Annotated in this window: 16 protein-coding genes and 1 tRNA gene; 10 read left to right on the top strand and 7 right to left on the bottom strand. The window is 72.3% G+C overall.

The genetic code is table 11. From position 1 onward, the window contains the following. Positions 1-105: 105 nt before the first annotated feature. The 3 genes from ACIQ7Q_RS12810 to ACIQ7Q_RS12800 all read right to left on the bottom strand — a co-directional run bounded on the left by ACIQ7Q_RS12810 (position 106) and on the right by ACIQ7Q_RS12800 (position 3882). Positions 106-1593, bottom strand: a complete 1488-nt coding sequence (locus ACIQ7Q_RS12810) for a cellulose binding domain-containing protein (protein WP_403859529.1) — start codon at positions 1591-1593, stop codon at positions 106-108. 169 nt (positions 1594-1762) lie between these two features. After that, complete coding sequence (locus ACIQ7Q_RS12805; RefSeq protein WP_403859526.1) at positions 1763-3160, bottom strand: sensor histidine kinase; 1398 nt, start codon at positions 3158-3160, stop codon at positions 1763-1765. Then, on the bottom strand, positions 3157-3882 hold the full coding sequence (locus tag ACIQ7Q_RS12800) for a response regulator transcription factor (RefSeq protein WP_403859523.1): 726 nt from the start codon (positions 3880-3882) through the stop codon (positions 3157-3159). Before ACIQ7Q_RS12800 ends, ACIQ7Q_RS12805 begins: the two co-directional genes overlap by 4 nt. A 69-nt stretch (positions 3883-3951) precedes the next feature. On the opposite strand from ACIQ7Q_RS12800, the gene ACIQ7Q_RS12795 reads away from it, so the two are divergent. After that, on the top strand, positions 3952-4488 hold the full coding sequence (locus ACIQ7Q_RS12795; protein WP_403859520.1) for a hypothetical protein: 537 nt from the start codon (positions 3952-3954) through the stop codon (positions 4486-4488). Positions 4489-4504: 16 nt separating this feature from the next. Here ACIQ7Q_RS12795 and ACIQ7Q_RS12790 read toward each other — a convergent pair whose 3' ends face one another. Together ACIQ7Q_RS12790 and ACIQ7Q_RS12785 are read right to left on the bottom strand one after the other, a co-directional pair. Continuing rightward, positions 4505-5368, bottom strand: a complete 864-nt coding sequence (locus ACIQ7Q_RS12790) for a spermidine synthase (RefSeq protein ID WP_403859518.1) — start codon at positions 5366-5368, stop codon at positions 4505-4507. A gap of 118 nt (positions 5369-5486) precedes the next feature. After that, the gene (locus tag ACIQ7Q_RS12785; RefSeq protein ID WP_403859515.1) at positions 5487-5948 is read right to left on the bottom strand and encodes a hypothetical protein; all 462 of its coding nucleotides are present in this window, start codon (positions 5946-5948) and stop codon (positions 5487-5489) included. Between the two features lie 242 nt (positions 5949-6190). On the opposite strand from ACIQ7Q_RS12785, the gene ACIQ7Q_RS12780 reads away from it, so the two are divergent. After that, the gene (locus tag ACIQ7Q_RS12780; protein WP_403859512.1) at positions 6191-7606 is read left to right on the top strand and encodes a tetratricopeptide repeat protein; all 1416 of its coding nucleotides are present in this window, start codon (positions 6191-6193) and stop codon (positions 7604-7606) included. A gap of 56 nt (positions 7607-7662) precedes the next feature. On the opposite strand, the gene ACIQ7Q_RS12775 is transcribed toward ACIQ7Q_RS12780, so the two are convergent. Next, positions 7663-8259 (bottom strand): histidine phosphatase family protein, encoded by a 597-nt coding sequence (locus ACIQ7Q_RS12775; protein ID WP_403859509.1) that lies wholly within the window; start codon positions 8257-8259, stop codon positions 7663-7665. A 135-nt stretch (positions 8260-8394) separates the two neighbouring features. Here ACIQ7Q_RS12775 and ACIQ7Q_RS12770 point away from each other — a divergent pair, with 135 nt between their 5' ends. The 7 genes from ACIQ7Q_RS12770 to ACIQ7Q_RS12740 all read left to right on the top strand — a co-directional run bounded on the left by ACIQ7Q_RS12770 (position 8395) and on the right by ACIQ7Q_RS12740 (position 14639). Continuing rightward, entirely contained in the window at positions 8395-9306 is a 912-nt protein-coding gene (locus ACIQ7Q_RS12770) for a phosphatase PAP2 family protein (RefSeq protein WP_403859506.1), read from the top strand. Further along, positions 9203-10456 carry a hypothetical protein gene (locus ACIQ7Q_RS12765; protein ID WP_403859503.1) on the top strand — a complete coding sequence of 418 codons (1254 nt, stop codon included), beginning with the start codon at positions 9203-9205 and terminating at the stop codon, positions 10454-10456. The genes ACIQ7Q_RS12770 and ACIQ7Q_RS12765 overlap by 104 nt, the downstream gene beginning before the upstream one ends. Next, positions 10447-12036: a hypothetical protein gene (locus ACIQ7Q_RS12760; RefSeq protein WP_403859501.1), complete on the top strand. Its 1590-nt coding sequence runs from the start codon at positions 10447-10449 to the stop codon at positions 12034-12036. Before ACIQ7Q_RS12765 ends, ACIQ7Q_RS12760 begins: the two co-directional genes overlap by 10 nt. Beyond that, on the top strand, positions 12033-13361 hold the full coding sequence (locus tag ACIQ7Q_RS12755) for an AAA domain-containing protein (protein WP_403859499.1): 1329 nt from the start codon (positions 12033-12035) through the stop codon (positions 13359-13361). Before ACIQ7Q_RS12760 ends, ACIQ7Q_RS12755 begins: the two co-directional genes overlap by 4 nt. A gap of 74 nt (positions 13362-13435) precedes the next feature. After that, positions 13436-13777: a hypothetical protein gene (locus tag ACIQ7Q_RS12750; protein ID WP_403859498.1), complete on the top strand. Its 342-nt coding sequence runs from the start codon at positions 13436-13438 to the stop codon at positions 13775-13777. 180 nt (positions 13778-13957) lie between these two features. Continuing rightward, positions 13958-14575, top strand: a complete 618-nt coding sequence (locus ACIQ7Q_RS12745; RefSeq protein ID WP_403859496.1) for a bifunctional DNA primase/polymerase — start codon at positions 13958-13960, stop codon at positions 14573-14575. Continuing rightward, positions 14566-14639 (top strand) — tRNA-Lys (locus tag ACIQ7Q_RS12740). The genes ACIQ7Q_RS12745 and ACIQ7Q_RS12740 overlap by 10 nt, the downstream gene beginning before the upstream one ends. 69 nt (positions 14640-14708) lie before the next feature. Here ACIQ7Q_RS12740 and ACIQ7Q_RS12735 read toward each other — a convergent pair. Beyond that, positions 14709-15887 (bottom strand): M6 family metalloprotease domain-containing protein, encoded by a 1179-nt coding sequence (locus ACIQ7Q_RS12735; RefSeq protein WP_403859494.1) that lies wholly within the window; start codon positions 15885-15887, stop codon positions 14709-14711. Between the two features lie 478 nt (positions 15888-16365). Here ACIQ7Q_RS12735 and ACIQ7Q_RS12730 point away from each other — a divergent pair, with 478 nt between their 5' ends. Next, positions 16366-18198 (top strand): putative bifunctional diguanylate cyclase/phosphodiesterase, encoded by a 1833-nt coding sequence (locus tag ACIQ7Q_RS12730; RefSeq protein ID WP_403859492.1) that lies wholly within the window; start codon positions 16366-16368, stop codon positions 18196-18198. Positions 18199-18204: the final 6 nt, after the last annotated feature.

Raw genomic sequence — 18204 nt, 5'->3', positions numbered from 1 at the left:
CCGTCCGGCGGGTGAGGACAAGCGCGCCACGCACAGGGGTGCGCCCCGGCCGGGTGGGAGTGGGGGTCGGTCCCGGCCGGGGCGCTGCTGGGGGGCTGGTGAGGTCTACTTGTACGCCGAGAACGCCTTGGTGAAGGCCAGCGGCTCCTGCAGGATCGAACTGCACGTGGCGTCCGCCGCCGGCTTCTCCCCTCCCGCGCACTGCTTGTCCCGCGTCGAGGACCACATCGACAGCCAGCCCAGGTTCTTCGCCGTGGCGAACTCCACCAGCTGCGTGGCGTCCTCGACCTTGAAGATCTCGGTGACCACGTCGTTCACGCCGATCATCGGCGTGACGGCGACCGTTTTCCACGCGGCCGCGTCGGACAGGCCGAGCACACCCTTGATCTGGGCCTGCGTCGCCGTGGCCGCCTGGATCGCGTACTCGCCCATGTCACCGCTGTACGCCGGGCCGTAGTCCATCGCCATGATGTTGACCGCGTCGACACGGACGCCGTTCTTCTCGGCGTCGGCGAGGAGGTCGACGCCGGGCTGGGTCAGCCCCTCCGGCATGACGGGCAGGGTGAAGGAGACGTTCAGGTCCGGGTGCGACTTCTGGAGCTGCGTGATGGCCTGCGAGCGGCGCGAGTTCGCGGCGGTGTCGGGCAGCGCGGCACCCTCGATGTCGAAGTCGACCTTGGTGAGCTTGTAGGTGTCGACGACCTTGCTGTACGCCTTCGCCAGGTCGTCGGCGGACGAGCAGTTCAGCGCCAGTTCACGACCGGCCGCACCCCCGAAGGAGACTCGGACGTCGCCGCCCTTGGCGCGCAGCGCGCCGATCTGGGAGGCGACCTTGTCATCGGCCAGTCCGGTGACGCCGCCCCAGAGCGGCGCGCAGCTGCCGCCGGAGGTGATGAAGGCGAGGTTGAACTCCTTGACGCCGGTCTTCTCCGCCGTGTCGAGCATGTCGTAGGCCGGGTACAGCGAGGTGTCGATGTACGGGGCGTACCGGGCGGCGGCCGCGCCGGGCTTCGGTGTCTGCGTCTGGGGCGCGGTGGGAGTCGGAGTCGGCGTGGGTGTCGACGGGGACGAGGGGGAGGACGACGCCGTCGGCGTGGGCGTCGGCTGCTCCGTGGGCCGGCCGGTCGGCTGCGGCGTGGCGCCGGCGTCGGCGTCGGCGTCGGCCGAGCATGTGACCTCGTTGATGAGACAGGAGGTCGGGTCGGCGGCCTTGCCGCTCGCGGTGGTGACGAAGCCGACGGTGACGGACGCGCCGGGGGCGAGGCTCTTGTTCCAGCTAGCGGGCTTCACCGTGACGTGCTGCCCCTCGGCGATGTGCTCGCCGTTCCACAGCGAGCCGATCTTCGTCCCGGCGGGCAGGTCGAACTCCAGCGTCCAGTCCGTCTGGGCCTTGCCGGTCTCGTTGGTGATGACGTACTGGCCGGTGTAGCCGCCGTCCCAGGCGCTGGTCCTGGTGTATGCGGCGCCGACGGCCGCGGCCTGGGCGGTGCCGGTGAGAACGATCGCCGCGCCGCCGATCACCGCGGTCACGACGACCGCGCCGATCGCCTTCGTCCTGACGCTCGCCCTGCGCCGGTGCGTGCTGCTGCCCATCGCGTGCCTGCCTCTGCAAAACGGAAGTTGGGGGGTGGTGCGCTGCACGCTAGCGACCCTGAAACGGACAAACGACCGAACGTGGACGGTGGTCGGGCTTCTTAGGGCGCGCTTAAGGAAGGCATCGGAAGCGATTAATGCTCAAGAGCGGACGGGGGTCCCACCCGCCCTATCGGAGCGCTGCCTTGCGCCGGCGCCCGACCCGCCCGCGGTGCCCGCGCCGGCGCTCGGCGCGGGCCGCCTCGCGGGGGTCGAGACCGATCCAGATCCGTACCTCGGTGCCGCCGAGCACCGAGGAGCCGATCCGTACATCCCCGCCCGTCGACTCCGCGACCCGGCGCACGATGTCCAGTCCCAGCCCCGTGGAGCCGTCCCTGGCCCCGCTGTTGCCGCGGGCCATCGCGGCGGCCGGGTCGGCGATGCCGGGACCGGCGTCCGAGACCAGCACGATGACCGCGTCGTCCCCGTTGTGCACGTCGACGGAGAAGGCCGTGCCTTCGGGCGTGTGACGGAAGACGTTGCCGAGCAGCGCGTCGAGCGCGGCGGCCACTTCGGGGCGGGCGACCGGGATACGGACAGGCCTGTCGACACCGGCGAGCCGTACCTTGCGGCCCTCGTCCTCCGCGAGCGCCGACCAGAAACCCATCCGTTCCCGCACCACTTCGGAGACGTCGCAGCCCGCGCCGGGACCGGTCGCCGCCGTCTGCGGTTTGGCATCGCGGGCTGTGCGGATGATCGTGTCGACCTCACGTTCCAGCTGCGCGACGGCCGCCCGCGTCTGCTCGGCGGCGGCGCTCTCACCGAGCGACGCGGCGTTCAGCCGCAGCACGGTCAGCGGGGTGCGCAGCCGGTGCGAGAGGTCGGCGGCGAGTTCGCGCTCGTTGGCGAGGAGCTGCACGACCTGGTCGGCCATGGAGTTGAACGCGACGGCCGCGGAGCGCAGTTCGGGCGGACCCTCCTCGGGGACGCGCGCCCCGAGCTTGCCCTCGCCCAGGTCGTGCGCGGCGCCCGCGAGCCGCTGTGCCGGCTGCACCATCCGTACGCCGAGCCGGTCGGCGACCGCGACCGAGCCGACGATCAGCGCGACACCCACGCCCGCGAGAACGAGCCAGGCGGTGTCCACGCCGTTGGAGACCTCGCCCTCCGGTACGAAGATCTCGACGACGGCGATCTGACCGGTGCCGATCGCGGTCGGCTGCAGCAGCGCGGACCCGCCGGACACCTCGGTGATCGAGGCACGGCCGATCCGCTCGACGGTCTCCAGGTCCTTGCGTGCCGCGCGGCGGGTGCCTATCTCCAGCGGCACGCTGCGCGCTTCACCGGTTGCCGGGATGTGCACGGCCATCCGGCCGACAGCTCCGGCGGGTGTGGACTCGACGGCACGCTCCAGCGGACGGCGTTCCGTGGTGACGGTCAGAGTGGGGCCGATCGTCGCGGCCTGCCGCTCCGCGTTGGAGAAGGCGCGGTCGCGGGCCATCTCCTTGATGACCATGCCCAGTGGCAGCGCGAACGCGAGCACGACCATGACCGTGACGGCCAGGGAGACCTTGACGAGTGCCCATCTCATGGCCGGTGTCCGTTCGGCTGCCCGTCCGCCTGCCCGCCCGGCGGCTCGAGTTTCACCCCGACGCCGCGCAGCGTGTGGAGGTAGCGCGGCCGTGCCGCCGTCTCGCCGAGCTTGCGGCGCAGCCAGCTGAGATGGACGTCGATGGTCTGGTCGTCGCCGTAGCTCTGCTGCCAGACCTCGGCCAGCAGTTCCTTGCGGGGCACGACCACTCCGGGCCGCCCGGCGAGGAAGGCCAGCAGGTCGAACTCCCTGCGGGTGAGGTCGAGTCGGTGGCCGTCGAGCTCGGCCTGCCTGCGCAGCGGGTCGATGGACAGACCACCGACCTGGATCACCCGCGAGGGGTGCGTCTCGTCGGCCGACGAGCGGGAACGGCGCAGGACGGCCGACATCCTGGCCGACAGGTGTTCCGGTGAGAAGGGCTTGGTCAGGTAGTCGTCGGCGCCGTCGTTGAGCAGCCGCACGATCTCCGTCTCGTCGTCCCGCGCTGTGGCGATGATCACGGGTACGTCGGTTATGCCGCGGAGCATCTTGAGCGCTTCCGCGCCGTCCAGATCGGGCAGTCCGAGGTCCAGAATGACCACGTCGAACCGGAGATGGGCCACTTCGCGCAGCGCCTCCAGGGCGGTGCCGACGCTCCGTACCGTGTGGGAGGCCTCGGTCAGGTGCCTGATGAGGGCGGAGCGCACGAACTGGTCGTCCTCGACCACGAGCACACTTGCCATGGGCGGCACCGTACGCCATCCGGAGTACGCCGGCCCTGTCCGGGACAAGTCCGGGGCGGGTGGTGCACTATGGCCCGGATGCATCGAGGACTCGTACATGCCATGGCGTGGTCGCTGTCCACCGGGGCGGCGGTGACACTGTCGTGGTGGGGCGTCCACACGGTCATGGCCGGCACCGCTTACGACCGGCCGCGCGCTCTTCCGATCACGGCGCAGAACTCGACGGCGCAGGCCGCGAAGCCGCAGGAGTCGTCGACGCGAGCATCGAAGAGCCCGACGGCGTCCCCGTCGCCGAGCAAGTCGCCGACGACCGGTGCGCCGCCGTCATCGTCGAAGCCCCCGCCGCCGTCGCCCTCGCCCTCGGCCTCCTACTCCGGGGAGTCGGGGAACGTGAAGGGCTACAACGTCAAGGGCGGCCGGGTCGTCTTCGACATCGGAGACAGCTCGGCGGAACTGGTCTCGGCGACGCCGGCGGCGGACTGGCAGATGCAGGTGTGGAAGCAGCCGACATGGATCCGGGTGACGTTCACCCAGGACGGCCACGAGGTGTCGGTGTTCTGCACATGGAACGGGCATCCCCCGATGGTCCAGTTCGACGAACGCTAGAATTTGACCGCTTCGCTCACCGGAAGGCGGCGGGCGGGGGAACGGGTGACGGCTTGGCGCTGAGGTCCGTCACCGGCAGCGCCCCACCGGTGAAGTCGGCCAGTGACCGCCCGTGTTCGACGCGCCCGGCGTACGGATCGCTCGCGACGCGGCGGGTGAGCTCGGCAACCGGCAGCTCCGCGTCCGAGGCCAGCAGCACCGCATTGCCGAAACGGCGGTTGCGCAGCACGGTCGGGTCGGCGGCGAGTGCGAGCTCCGGGAAGACGGCGGCGGCGGTGGCGATCTGGGCCCGCAGATGCGCGAGCGGCGGCCCGTCGGCGAGGTTCGCGGCGTAGTACCCGCCGGGCTTCATCGCCCTGCGTACCTCTGTGAGGAACTCCGTGCTGGTCAGGTGCGCGGGAGTGCGCGCGCCGCTGAACACGTCGGCGATGACGAGGTCCGCCCAGCCGTCGGGCACCTTCGCGAGCCCCGCACGCGCGTCGGCCGACCTGACGCGTATGCGCGCGCCCGGATCCAGTGGGAGCTGCGCGCGGACGAGTTGGACGAGCGCGGCGTCCAACTCGACGATCTGCTGGGTGGATCGGGGACGGGTCGCGGCGACGTACCGGGCGAGAGTGAAGGCACCGCCACCGAGGTGCACGACCTGCAGGGGACGGCCGGGCGGGGCGGCAAGGTCCACGGCGTGGCCCAGCCTGCGCTGGTACTCGAACGACAGATACCCGGGATCGTCGAGGTCCACGTGCGACTGGGGCGCCCCGTCGATGAGGAGCGTCCACGCCCGTGGGCGCTCCCGGTCGGGTATCAGCTCCGCGAGCCCGCCGTCCACGGCGGCGACGACGGCCTCCGCCGCACCGCCGCCCCTCCGCTTGCTCTTCGCCACACGTCCAGTATCGCCCGCCGTCGTCACGCCCGTCCCACCCGCCCGGCGGCGTAGCTGCAGAGGCCCAAGGGAAGCGCCCGCGCCCACGGGAGCGTCGGGGCCGCCGCGGCGGAGAACGTCAGCGGCAGTTGTCCGCGGCCTCGATCAGTCGAGCGGCCTCGCCCAGCGCCTCGCGCAGGACGACCGGGTCCGTGACCGTGTCCGCTCCGGCGTTGGGCGGCAGCAGCCAGCCCGAGCCGGTGACCGGCGGCTCGGCCGGGATGCGCAGACCACGTCCCGCCGTCTGCGTACACGCGCTGCCCGGCACGTCCCAGGCGTCGGCCGTGCCCGGCGGGACGAGGAAGCCGAGGGTGTCGCACGCCCCGTCGTGAAGCACCGACCCGACCGCCGGCGCGGCGGCACGGCGCAGGATGTCCACCGCCTCGAGCCCCTGCCGGGCGGGGACGGTCACCAAGTCGCACGGCTCCACGGGTCCGAGCGCGCCGGGAGTGGGCGGTGCGCTGCTGTCCGGGGTGGGCCGGTGTCCGGCCGTGGTCGCGGGCGTCGCAGACATCGCGGCGGGCGTCGCGCTGCTCTCCATGCCGACCTCCAACAAGGGGTTCCCCCTCCTCGCTCGAGTGGAGACACGAAAAAGCGCCTCCGTACGGTTCAACGCCCGTGGGCGTCAAGGGCTACGGCGGCACGCCGCCGCAAAGGATGGCAGTTCATGGCAGATCACCTCCGAGATGCCCCTTTTGTAGGCAAACACTGCGTGAGTGCCGCGTCACAGCAGGTACGTTCTTGCCCCGCCGGAACACGGCCGCACCAAGAGAGGGCTCGGCCATGGCGTCATCGTCGAAGGCTCCACCGGTCCCACCGGTTCCCAACCTGGCTTTCCGTCGGCTGCGCGGACAGCGCTCGCCGGGTGAGTTCGCGACGGCCGTACGCAGGGCCGCTCGCGAGATCGGTGAGCAGGTCTCCTGCGACGCCCGTTACATCGGCCGCGTCGAATCGGGCGAGATCCGCTGCCCCAACTACGCGTACGAGCGGGTGTTCCTGCACATGTTCCCCGGTCTGGCGCTGACGGACCTGGGCTTCACCGCCCGGGAACGTGTGCGGGGCCGGGGGGCCGGCAGGCAGGCCGGCTCCGCAGCACCGCAACCACCGGACCGGGCGCCGGATCCGGCCCGACCGAACCACCATCCCTGCTGCCCGTTCCACCTCGGCAGCGGCGAACGTGACAGCAACGAGGAGAGCGACGTGCTGCGTCGCGCATTCATGACAAGCGGCACCGCCACCGTGGCGGCCGCGTCGCTGACGCTCGGACCGGGGTCCGTGCCCGCACAGCGCAGAGTCGGCGAGGCCGAGGTCAACGCCGTCGAGGAGGCCGTGCGCCGCATCCGCCTCCTCGACGACCGGCACGGCGCCGACGGCCTCTACCGTCAGGCGGCCCAGCCGCTGCGGGCGGCCTACGCACTGCTCGACGCGGGGACGGCGGCCCGCAGGGCGACGGCGGACCGGCTGCACGCGGGCGCCGGCGAGCTGGCCATCTCCGTGGGCTGGCTCGCCCACGACTCGGGCCGCTTCGAGGACGCACGCTCGCACTACGCGGAGGCGCTGGCGACCGCACGCGTGGCGGGCGACCCGGCCCTGGAGGCGCACGCGTTCTGCAACACGTCGTTCCTGGCCAGGGACGGGGGTCGGCACCAGGAGGCCGTGCGCACCGCGCAGGCCGGTCAGCAGGCGGCCCGGCAGGTCGCCTCCGCGCGACTGCTGTCGCTGCTCGCGCTCCGGGAGGCGGGCGGCTGGGCGGGGCTCGGCGACCGCGCCGGCTGCGAGCAGTCTCTGGCGCGGGCTCACGCGTACTTCGAGCGGGGCAGCTCGGACGCGGACCCCGAATGGATGTCCTTCTTCGCGGAACCGGAACTGGAAGCCCTCCAGGCCCAGTGCTGGTCGGCGCTGGGCGAGTGGGCCCGCGCGGCCCGCCACGCGCAGCGCGCGGCCACGCTCCAGGACCGGCGCTTCACCCGCAACCTGGCGCTGTACCGCGCGGAACTGGCCGCGGACCTGGCGCGCGCGGGCGCGCCCGACGAGGCCGCGGCGGCGGGCGAGCAGGTGCTCGAACTGCTGGGCGAGGTCCGGTCGTCGCGCATCCAGGCGATACTGGCGGACACGGCGAGGGTGCTTCTCCCCCACAGCCGCACCCCGGCGGTCTCCGCGTTTCTCCACCGCCACGCCTCGCTCCCCCACCACGCCTGACCACGCTCTCGCGAAGGCTTGTCACGCCGGGGCACCAGCGTCGTGTCGTGGCGGCGTCACGCCTCCTGGTGGCCCGTGTCGTTCCAGCGCTCGATCGCCGGCTCCCCGTACGCCCACCCGAGTACCGACAGGCTCGTGGGGTCCAGCCGGATGCGTGACCCGAAGGAGATGTGCTCGCCCAGCCACCGGGCTCCGAGGGAGCGCAGGATGTGGCCGTGCGCGAAGACCAGCACGTCGCGGTCGGCCGAGCGCGCCCACTCGACGATCTCGTCCGCGCGTGCGGAGACGTCTGCGAGGCTCTCGCCGTCCGGGGCTCCGTCCTTCCACAGCAGCCAGCCCGGCTGGATCGCGTGGATCTCGGGCGGGGTCAGGCCCTCGTACGCTCCGTAGTCCCACTCCATCAGCGCGTCCCAGGGCTGTGCCCGGTCCCCGAAGCCCGCGAGCGCGCAGGTCTCGCTCGCCCGTACGAGCGGGCTGGTGCGGACCTCGACACCGTCAAGCCCCGACCACGGCGCGCGGTGCAGTCGTTCACCCAGCAGTTTCGCGCCGCGCCTGCCCTCCTCGAGCAAGGGGATGTCCGTCCTGCCGGTGTGCTTGCCGAGCAGCGACCATTCGGTCTGGCCGTGCCGAGCGAGGAGGATCCGCGGTGCCATGGGTGGCTCTCCTGAAGTTCACGATCGGGTGTCGGTCCATCTTCCCGCACCTGAACACGAGGCAACCTGCGGGGCGATCCGGGCGTCCCCTCTCCCGGAACGGGCGGGCTTCAACCGAAAACGGAGACAGACCGGATGCCGCAGACCGCACCTCGCCACCGGCCCCGCTGGTGGACCGAGCTGCTGCTGATCGCCGTCGTCTACGCGGCGTACTCGTCCGGCCGGCTCCTCGCCCGCGGCGACGCCTCCACGGCGATCGACCACGGTCTGGCGATACTCCGGGCCGAGAAGGCACTCCTGCTCCACGCGGAGCATCCGCTGAACCGCCTCCTCACCGAGGCCCCGGCCCTCGGCATACCCGCCGACTTCTTCTACGCCTCTCTGCACTACCTGGTCACCCCGGCGGTCCTCGTGTGGCTCTTCCGCCGCCATCCCCTCCGCTACCGCGCCGCCCGCACCTGGCTGATGATCGCAACGCTCTTCGGGCTCGTCGGCTTCACACTGATGCCGACCTGCCCTCCCCGGCTGCTGGGCGCGAGCCACGGCTTCGTCGACACCATGGCGCAGTACAGCTCGTACGGCTGGTGGGGCGCCGAGGCGAGCGCGCCACGCGGGCTCGGCGGCATGACCAACCAGTACGCGGCGATGCCGAGCCTGCACGTCGGCTGGGCTCTGTGGTGCGGGGTGATGCTGTGGCAGCACGGCCGTACGCCGCTCAAACGGGCACTCGCCGTCGCCTACCCGCTGCTCACCACGATCGTGGTCATGGGCACCGCCAACCACTACTTCCTCGACGCGGTCGCCGGAGCCGCCGTCATAGCCGTCGCCGCGCTGCTGACCAGGCCCGCGATGCGGCTCACCGACCGGGTCCGGGGACGCTTCGGCTACGCCGGCACCGCCTCGTACTCCACGGTTGTCGGTGCCGGGTGCGAGACTTCCGCGGGTGAGCGAATCCCTGGACAGCGGACCCCCTCCTCCGCAGGAGCCGACGGCGAGCGGCCCGGCGCCGGGCCGGCCGGCGACAGCACTCCGGCAGCGGCTCGCTGAGCTGCGCGGCCCCGCCGCGCAGCCCCATCCGCTGGACGCGCGCGCCCTCGCGGCCCTCGCCGCCAACCCCGGCTGCAGACGGCGGGCGCTGCTGGACGGCGCCGGGGTGGACAAGGCGGCCCTGGCCACCGCGCTCGGGTCGCCGGGGACGTTCGGGCAGTCGCAGTTCGCGTTCATGCGGGGCAATGCCTTCGAGGCGAAGGTCAAGGCCGACGGCGGCAAGGAGCTGCTGCGCCTGCTGGGCCCGGACGACCCGGCCGAGGCCCGGGTGCCGGACCTGACGGCGGCGGGCCCCGAGGGCCGCGCGGCACGCACGGCCCTCGCGCTGCGCGAGGCCACGGCCGCCGGGGCCTGGACGCTGCTCGACCACCCGCTGCTCGCACTGGACGTCGCCGGGTCCGCGGCCTACCTGGAGCCGGACGCGGTGGTCGTGCATCCCGACGGCCGGTGGACGGTCGTGGAGATCAAGTCGTTCCCGATGATCGACGCGTCGGCGGACGCGGCAAAGGTGGGCGCGGCGGCCCGCCAGGCCGCGGTGTATGTGCTGGCGCTCGAGCGGATCGCCTCGGTCACCGACGGTGCGCGGGTCGCGCACAGCGTTCTGCTGGTCTGCCCCAAGGACTTCTCGAACCTGCCGACCGCGTCCGTCGTCGACGTGCGCAAGCAGTTGTCGGTGACCCGCCGCCAGCTGGCGAGGCTCACCCGCGTCGAGGACATCGCGGCCACACTGCCCGAAGGCATCACCTTCGACCTCGAAGGCTGCTCGTCCGAGGAGCTGACGGCCGCGGTCGAGTCGGTCCCTCACGCGTACGCGCCGGAGTGCCTGGCCGCGTGCGAGCTGGCGTTCCACTGCCGTGATCGGGCCCGCCGGGCGGGTGCGGTGGAGACGCTGGGCCGCTCGGTCCGCGGCGACCTGGGCGGTCTGACGACGATCGGCGACGTGCTGGCGGCGGCGCGCGGGGAGGCGGGCGACCCGGACGACCCGGCGGTGGCGGCGCTGCGGCGGGCCGCGGCCCTTCGGGCGGAGGCCCTCACCGGCGTCTTCGGGACCTCGACCGGGCCCGGAGCCACGGTCGGCCCGGCCCGGCCTCCCGCGCCGCGCGACGGTCTCGCCGAGAGGGAGCAGCAGGGGGCGGGCGTATGTCGCTGATCGCCACGCTCGCCCGGCTGGAGGCCGTCGAGAGCGGCCGGGCGCAGCCGCTGGCGACCGTCCGCCACCGGCACCTCTCGGAGCGCCCGCTCGTCGTCGTACCCCTGACCACCGCCGGCGAGGCGGGCGCGCCGCTCGGCGCCCTGGTCGGCACCCGCGCCGAGGAGCCGCGGCTGCTGGTCGTCGCACAGCCGCGCGACCGGGACCTGCGCTCGGCGTTCCTGGCCGAGCTGGCCGACGTGGTCCTGCCGTATGTGGACGGGTTCGGGGACGACGTCGAGCTGGTCGAGCGCAAGGAGACCGACGCCGAGACCGGCAAGAAAGTCACCGTCGAGACCGAACTGTGCGCGGACGCACCCCAGTTGATCGTTCCAAGCCGTGCGGGCATTGCGTTCGTACGGCTGCTGGGGCGCTCGATGCGGTTCCGGCGCACGGTGGAGCAGGACCCCGACACGCCCTACCCGGCACCGCCGCGGGTTCCCCTGCTGGGCCGCTGGCTCACGCATTACGGGGAGCGCGCCCGGGTACCGGGCTCCTCACTGCTGCTCGCCGCGACCGACCTGCTGGGCCGTCACTGGGCGACCGGCCAGTCCTCGCTGGAGGACCAGCACCTCGGCGCTCTGCTCGCCTGGATCGACCCGCCCGACGGGGAGTCGGGTGCGGAGGCGGCGCTGTGCGCGGAGCTCGGACGCGACCGGGACGGGCAGTTGCTCTGTCCGCCGGCGGGACCGGCGACCGACCCGGCGTTCGACAACAAGCTGCTGGCGCCGGCGATGGAGCGTTACGACCGGGCCCGTCAGCTGCTGGCGACGGCCGAGGACGGGGAGAGCGCCGACGAACGGCTGGGCGAACTGCACCGCGCCGAAAGCGAGATCCGGCGTCTGGTCCTCGACCTGACGCGGCCCACCTGGGACGCCGTGTGGCGTGCGGTCGGCCTCCTGCGGGAGCTCCCCGAGGGCGCCCGCGTCAACGACCGCTGGACCCGCGACCGCTGGTCGTTCACTGCGCACCGCGACCGGGTCCGTGCCGGGGAGCCGCCGCAGCCGAGGCGCGACGACGCCGTGACCGCCGCGCAGAAGCTCGCGGCCCGCGAAACGGCCCAGGCGCAGCTCGAGGCGCAGGAGGCTCTGGACGATCCACTGGTGCTGGCCGCTCGCCGCCTGGCGGGAGAGGCGTTCGCCTCCGAGGTGATCGACGTGGAGATGGCCTGGTCGGAGTCGAAGCGGCCGAGCCCCCGCCCCCTGGTCACCGTCCGCACCGACGACAGCCCGCACCTCGGCGAGAAGGTCAAGGTCTACCGCTCCCTCGAAGGCAAGCCGCAGACCGCGGAGTTCGTACGGCACGAGGGCGACGGCACCCTGGTGCTGCGTGTCACCGACCGGATGGGGCGCTCCAAGGAGCCCGCGGAAGGGTCCGTGCCCGCCAAGGGAGACGTCATCGCCTGGACGCTGTTCGAGCACGACCAGCGGGGCGGGCCGAAGCTGCCCGACCCGGAGGAGACCCCCTGGACGCACGGCGGTCCGCCGCGGTCCGATGCGGCCGAGTTCCCCGACCCCGTCACCCCGGAGGACCTGCTGTGACGTTCGATCCCGCCGCCGAGGCCGCGCGCGCCACCGGCGCCATCCTGCACGACACCCTCCACGGCTCCGCCCGGGGTGTCGTCGTCGACTCCCCTCCCGGCGCGGGCAAGTCCACACTCGTCGTTCGCGCGGCGCTCGAACTGGCCTCGGCCGGGCGGCCGTTGATGGTGGTCGCGCAGACCAACGCACAGGTCGACGACCTGGTCCTGCGGCTCGCGGAGAAGGAGCCCGAACTCCCTGTCGGCCGCCTCCATTCGAACGACTCCGATCCCTACGACAAGGCCCTCGACGGCCTGGACAACGTGCGCAAGTCGGCGAAGGCGGGGGACCTCGCCGGCCTGGACGTCGTCATCTCCACGGCGGCCAAGTGGGCCCATGTACAAGGCGTCGAACCCTGGCGGCACGCCATCGTCGACGAGGCCTACCAGATGCGCTCGGACGCGCTGCTCGCCGTCGCCGGACTCTTCGAACGGGCCCTGTTCGTGGGCGACCCTGGCCAGCTGGACCCGTTCTCGATCGTCGGCTCCGAGCAGTGGGCCGGGCTCTCGTACGACCCGTCGGCCAGCGCGGTCTCCACGCTGCTGGCGCACAACCCCGAGCTGCCTCAGCACCGGCTGCCCGTCTCCTGGCGGCTGCCGGCGTCGGCGGCGCCGCTGGTGTCCGACGCGTTCTATCCGTACACGCCGTTCCGCAGCGGCACCGGCGTCGGCGACCGGCGCCTCACTTTCGGCGTCCCCTCCGACGGCTCGAGCCCGGACCGGGTGCTCGACGAGGCGGCAGAGTCCGGGTGGGGGCTGCTCGAGCTCCCCGCGCGGCGTACCCCCCGGACCGATCCCGAGGCGGTCCGGGCCGTGGCACTGGTGGTCCGGCGGCTCCTGGACCGCGGTGGCGCTGCGGTCTCCGAGCGCGCGGAGGACCCGGTGCCGCTCACCGCCGACCGGATCGCGGTCGGCACGGCCCATCGCGACCAGGCCGCGGCGGTCCGGGCGGCGCTGGCGGACCTGGGCGTGACCGGTGTCACGGTCGACACCGCCAACCGCCTCCAGGGCCGGGAGTACGACGTGACCGTCGTGCTCCACCCTCTGTCGGGCCGCCCCGACGCGACGGCGTTCCATCTCGAAACGGGCCGCCTGTGCGTCCTCGCCTCACGACACCGGCACGCATGCATCGTCGTGTGCCGGGAAGGTGTGGGCGACCTCCTCGACGAGCACCCTTCGACGGAGCCGGTGCAGCTGGGTGTGACGGTGAAGTTCCCGGATGGCTGGGAGGCGAACCACGCGGTCCTCTCCCACCTGGCCGAACACCGCGTCGGCTGGCAGCCGTGAGGCGGTCTTGCGTCGAGCGGGACAATGGATGGCGGTCCAGGACCACGGACCGTGAACCGAGGAGGAGTACGGACATGGCGGAACCCGAGCGGACGACCGAGCGCAGGTTGCGGCCGGCCCCGCTGCTCTTCGAGCCGTCGGAAGCTGCCGCCGACCCCGAGCACTTCTTCGACCTGGAGTCCATGGACGATCCGCGCGAGCTGCTGAGCCGGTCGACGGAGCTGGCGCTGGCGTTCCGTGCGGCAACGGACCGCGCGGTCGAGTTCCAGGCCATCGCGGCGGCCCAGCTCGCCGACCCCCGCCGTTTCGACCGCCTGACCCCGGCGGACATCGGAGAGCGGGCGGGCTGGACGGAGGACTACGCCAGAAAGATGATCGACTTCGGCACGGACCTGCTCCGCGGCGCGATCACGTAGCAAGCGCACCGGGCGGGGGCGCCTGCGTCGCGGTGCGCCCCGCGCCTCCGTCCCCAAGCGCCCCCGTCAACATCACTCCGCATATGCCGGGTGTGCAAGGTACTCCCCTCCGCCCCACCCTGTCCTCGTTTCTGCGAACTCACTGAAATTGCAGTGTCACCGCGGGTAAGTCTTGGAGACATGACCGCATGGCTGCGAGACCCGTCCCTGCCGACGTCCGTCCTCCCCGACGCCGGGGAGCACGTGGCGGCCCGCGTGACGCCACCCGGTGCCGGGTGGCTCGCCTCCGCCGAGACGTATCCGCGCTCCGCGCTCGCCCAGTGGGAGGCGCGGCCCACCGCTCCCGCAGTCCTGCCCTGCGGTTCGGTCTTCGATGTGGTGAACGTCCCCGCGATCTTCGGGCGACGGCTGCTCGACCAGTTGTGGACGGAGGGTCCGGGATCCGGCCCCGTGGCCGTGCACCGGGGCCGGATGATGTTGTTCGCCGCGCCCGGTACGGCGCAGCGTCTGCCGTCGCTGCTCGACTGGGAGGAGTGGGGCGACGCCGTGCCGCCGCTGCTCTGCCACGGCATGGGCGACGCGGTCACCGTCCCGCCCCTGACCTCGACGAACACCGCGTCCGAGCCCCGCTGGCTGGTCGCACCCGACACCCGGCAGCCCTGGCTTCCGGGCCCCGAGGTCCTGCTCTGGGCGTGCGTGCGGGCGGTGCGTGCGAAGGCCTCCGCAGAGGTACGGATATCGATTTTTCCTCCCGCCGATCAGGATGCTAAGGTCTACGACGTCAGCAGGCGCCGCTAGCTCAGTTGGTTAGAGCAGCTGACTCTTAATCAGCGGGTCCGGGGTTCGAGTCCCTGGCGGCGCACAGACGGGAAAAGGTCCCTTGCGAAAGCGAGGGACCTTTTTCGTGCATCCAGCAGACCGCCGCGGCGCCCTAGGCAGTCGTGATCTTCACGGTCCACGCCCCCGTCTGCGTCCGCTCCGCGACCTCCACCCGCGCCCGCCCGCCGGGCGGCCCCGGCATGGTGAAGGTCTCGCCGACCCGCAGCGGCGCGTCCGCGAGCGGCGGGTAGACCGACTCCTCCCAGCACGCCCCCGTCTCCGGATGTGTGTCGACCACCTCGATCGGCCCGCCGCCGGACGCCGTCTCGCCCTCGATGCGGTAGAGCAGGACGCCTTCCGTGCAGGTGTACGCGTCGTTGCCGGTGGCTCCGCGGGCCTCGATCGCGAGCGCCGCGTTGGGGCCCGTCCGTACCACCGCGAGGCGGGTGCCGATGCTCCCGCCGCGCATGGGCGCGGCGGCCACCGGTTCGAGGGTCACCAGGTCGCCGCCCGGCTCCGCCGTGACGCACAGCACCTCGGAGCGGCTCAGCCAGCCCAGCTTCCATTTGTGCCAGGCGAACAGGTCGGGGGCGAGTCCGAACTGGCTGCCCATGACGTCCCAGTCACCGACGTGGGTGTCCCAGTCGGCGTTGCCGTCCACCGGCCGGTGGTAGAGGTCCGGCAGGTCGAAGACGTGTCCGGTCTCGTGGGCGAGCACATTGCGGTCCGGCGGGTGGCGCTCGAAGACGGTGACGACCCGCCTGATGTCCGTGTCGTCGGCCCGCAGGGGCCGGTCGAAGTTGACGACCTTGGTCGCGTCGGAGTCGACGCCGGGGGCGTCGGGGTCGGCGACGAGGTAGACGATGTCGTACGCGGAGAAGTCGACCCGGGCGTCTGCCGCGGCGACGGCGTCCCGCAGGTACGCGGCGCGCCGCTCGGGTTCCCAGTCACGCTTTATGGCGTACGCGACGGAGGGCTTCGGCATCTGCAGCCACTCGTTCAGCGGATGCGAGCGCAGCGCGAACTTCCCGTAGGAGGCCTGCCGGAAGAAGTCGCTGGTGGCGGGGAAGTGGTCGGCGGCCAGCTCCTCGGGCGAGTACAGCGGCTCGGAGTCCGGGAACTTCAGGAAGATCATGACCGCGTCGAGCCGGGTGGCCGGCCGGGTGTACGCGCCGTTCCAGGTGTCGAGACCGAGGGAGTGGTGGGCGTGGGTCCTGGGCAGCGCGCACGGGCCGCCGGTGGTGGAGGCGACGGCGGGGCCCGCCACGAGGGAGGTTGCGGCGAACGCCATGAGAGAGGTGAGTGCGGCCGCGGCGCTTCGCAGACGCGCTCGTTCCACTCTCCCGGGTGTTCTCTCGGGCGACTGCTGACCCTCCACGTAGACCTCCGGCTGCGGAATGCGGGATGCCTCACCCACCCTGTGATGTTTTCTGGTGGTACGCCCTGTTCCGGTGCCCCACTCGGGTGATCGACCTGACACCCGCCCGATGCCGGGCTGAGACCCGACGACACTCCGACGGCTCACGGAAAGTCACATTCGGTCAGGGGTCGGCAGAGCCCGGTTCAGACCCGAGCAGAAACGATCGACCGTCGCCCCGGGAGGCCCTGTCGCATGATGGTCACGCTGGAACGGCCCCATCGGCTGCCTCTATGATCGGCACACTTTCCCCGAGTTCTTGCTGGATTTCTTCGCCGACTGCCTTGGCGGGCCATCCCTCGACCACATTTGTACGACCCTGTACGACACAACTGCACTGCGGGAGTGAGCGGTGAGCGGAACCTCCGAAGGACAAGGGCCCGCGGGCGTCGCAGTCCCCGGAAGCATCCGACAGCCGGTCACGGAGCGTCACAGCTTCGGCCGGAGCACCACCGAACTGCGCGACTACCGGGCCGCCTTCAACGCGGCACAGCTGGCCATGGCCGTGGTCGACAACGAGGGCCTGGTGATCAGCGCCAACGACGCCCTCGCCACCCTGCTGGGCACCCGCTCCGCGGAGCTGCGCGCCCAGTGCGCGGCCGACTTGATCGACCTGGCCTCCGACGCCCGCACCTGGCATGCCTACCGCGAGGTGCTGCGCGGCCGGCGCTCCCGGTTCCGCTGCACGCGCCGCCTCAAGCACCCGGACGGCCGAGCGCTGTGGGCCGAAGTGACCGTCGCTCCGGTGCCGGACAGCACCACCGTGCTGCTGTCGGTCTCCGACATCAGCGACCGGCGCGAACTGCGGGCGAGGCTGCGCCACCTCCAGATGCACGACCCGGTGACCCGGCTGCCGAACCGCACCCTGTTCTTCGAGCGGCTCTCCGCCGCGCTCGAGTCGTCCCCGTACGACCAGGGCTCCACGGGCCGGATCGGTCTCTGCTACCTGGATCTCGACGGCTTCAAGGCCGTCAACGACACCCTTGGACACCGGGTCGGCGACCGGCTGCTCGCGGCCGTCGCCACCCGGTTGACGGAGTGCGCGGAGGCCAACAACTGCGGGCGCAGCGGCGGTCATCTCGTGGCACGGCTCGGCGGTGACGAGTTCGCGATCCTCGTCGAGGACTCCACGGGCACCGAACAGGTCGCCGACCTCGCCAAGTCCGTGCTGGCCGCGCTCCAGCAGCCGTTCGACCTGTCCGGGCAGCGCCTGTCGGTCTCGGCGTCGATCGGCGTGGTGGAGCGCGCGGCGGCGGGCACGAGCGCGACGGGGCTCATGCAGGCCGCGGACACGACGCTCTACTGGGCGAAGGAGGACGGCAAGTCCCGCTGGACCCTGTTCGATCCGGAGCGCAACGCGCACCGGATGACCCGGCAGGCGCTCTCGTCCATGCTCCGTCCGGCGGTGGAGCGCGGGGAGTTCACGCTCGAGTACCAGCCTCTGGTGGGCATGGCGGACGGAGTGACACGGGGTGTGGAGGCGCTCGTGCGCTGGAACCACCCGCAGTTCGGCACGCTCACGCCGAATCGGTTCGTCGCCATCGCGGAGGAGGACGGCTCGATCGTGCAGCTCGGGCAGTGGGTGCTGCGTACGGCGTGCCGGCAGGCCAGACAGTGGCAGCTCGACCACCCGGACGTGCCGCCGCTGTTCGTCAGCGTCAACGTCGCGGTGCGGCAGGTCTGGGACTCCGATCTGGTCGCCGATGTGGCGGAGATCCTGGCGGAGACGGGCCTGCCCGCGCATCTGCTGCAGCTCGAGCTCACCGAGTCGGCCGTGATGGGCTCCGCCGGCCGGCCGCTCCAGGCGCTGCAGGCACTCAGCGACATGGGCGTCCACATCGCCATCGACGACTTCGGTACCGGCTACTCCAACCTGGCGTACCTGAGCCGGCTGCCGGTATCCGTCCTGAAGCTCGATGGAACGTTTGTCCGCGGCTTCCAGGACGAGGCCCACGCCAACCCGGCCGACGAGACGATCGTCCAGGCGCTGGTGGAACTGGCGCACCGGCTGGGCCTGACGGTCACGGCGGAGTGCGTGGAGACCTCGGGGCAGGCGTCCCGGCTGCGCAGGATCGGCTGCGACACGGGGCAGGGGTGGCTGTACTCACGTGCGGTGGGCCCGGACCGCATCGCGGAAATGCTCGGTGCGGACCCACGACCGGCGCGCGCGGCGGCCTCGGGCTGACTCCCC

It is taken from the genome of Streptomyces sp. NPDC096176, assembly GCF_044763255.1.
In the GTDB taxonomy this organism is placed as follows: domain Bacteria; phylum Actinomycetota; class Actinomycetes; order Streptomycetales; family Streptomycetaceae; genus Streptomyces.
This window is presented reverse-complemented; position numbering and strand designations above follow the sequence as displayed.

What these genes read in the sequence shown, in the direction of transcription:
- ACIQ7Q_RS12810 (WP_403859529.1), bottom strand. Translation starts at nt 1,593, where the DNA reads ATGGGCAGCAGCACGCACCGGCGCAGGGCGAGCGTCAGGACGAAGGCG.
- ACIQ7Q_RS12805 (WP_403859526.1), bottom strand. Translation starts at nt 3,160, where the DNA reads ATGAGATGGGCACTCGTCAAGGTCTCCCTGGCCGTCACGGTCATGGTC.
- ACIQ7Q_RS12800 (WP_403859523.1), bottom strand. Translation starts at nt 3,882, where the DNA reads ATGGCAAGTGTGCTCGTGGTCGAGGACGACCAGTTCGTGCGCTCCGCC.
- ACIQ7Q_RS12795 (WP_403859520.1), top strand. Translation starts at nt 3,952, where the DNA reads ATGGCCCGGATGCATCGAGGACTCGTACATGCCATGGCGTGGTCGCTG.
- ACIQ7Q_RS12785 (WP_403859515.1), bottom strand. Translation starts at nt 5,948, where the DNA reads ATGGAGAGCAGCGCGACGCCCGCCGCGATGTCTGCGACGCCCGCGACC.
- ACIQ7Q_RS12780 (WP_403859512.1), top strand. Translation starts at nt 6,191, where the DNA reads ATGGCGTCATCGTCGAAGGCTCCACCGGTCCCACCGGTTCCCAACCTG.
- ACIQ7Q_RS12775 (WP_403859509.1), bottom strand. Translation starts at nt 8,259, where the DNA reads ATGGCACCGCGGATCCTCCTCGCTCGGCACGGCCAGACCGAATGGTCG.
- ACIQ7Q_RS12770 (WP_403859506.1), top strand. Translation starts at nt 8,395, where the DNA reads ATGCCGCAGACCGCACCTCGCCACCGGCCCCGCTGGTGGACCGAGCTG.
- ACIQ7Q_RS12760 (WP_403859501.1), top strand. Translation starts at nt 10,447, where the DNA reads ATGTCGCTGATCGCCACGCTCGCCCGGCTGGAGGCCGTCGAGAGCGGC.
- ACIQ7Q_RS12750 (WP_403859498.1), top strand. Translation starts at nt 13,436, where the DNA reads ATGGCGGAACCCGAGCGGACGACCGAGCGCAGGTTGCGGCCGGCCCCG.
- ACIQ7Q_RS12745 (WP_403859496.1), top strand. Translation starts at nt 13,958, where the DNA reads ATGACCGCATGGCTGCGAGACCCGTCCCTGCCGACGTCCGTCCTCCCC.
- ACIQ7Q_RS12735 (WP_403859494.1), bottom strand. Translation starts at nt 15,887, where the DNA reads ATGGCGTTCGCCGCAACCTCCCTCGTGGCGGGCCCCGCCGTCGCCTCC.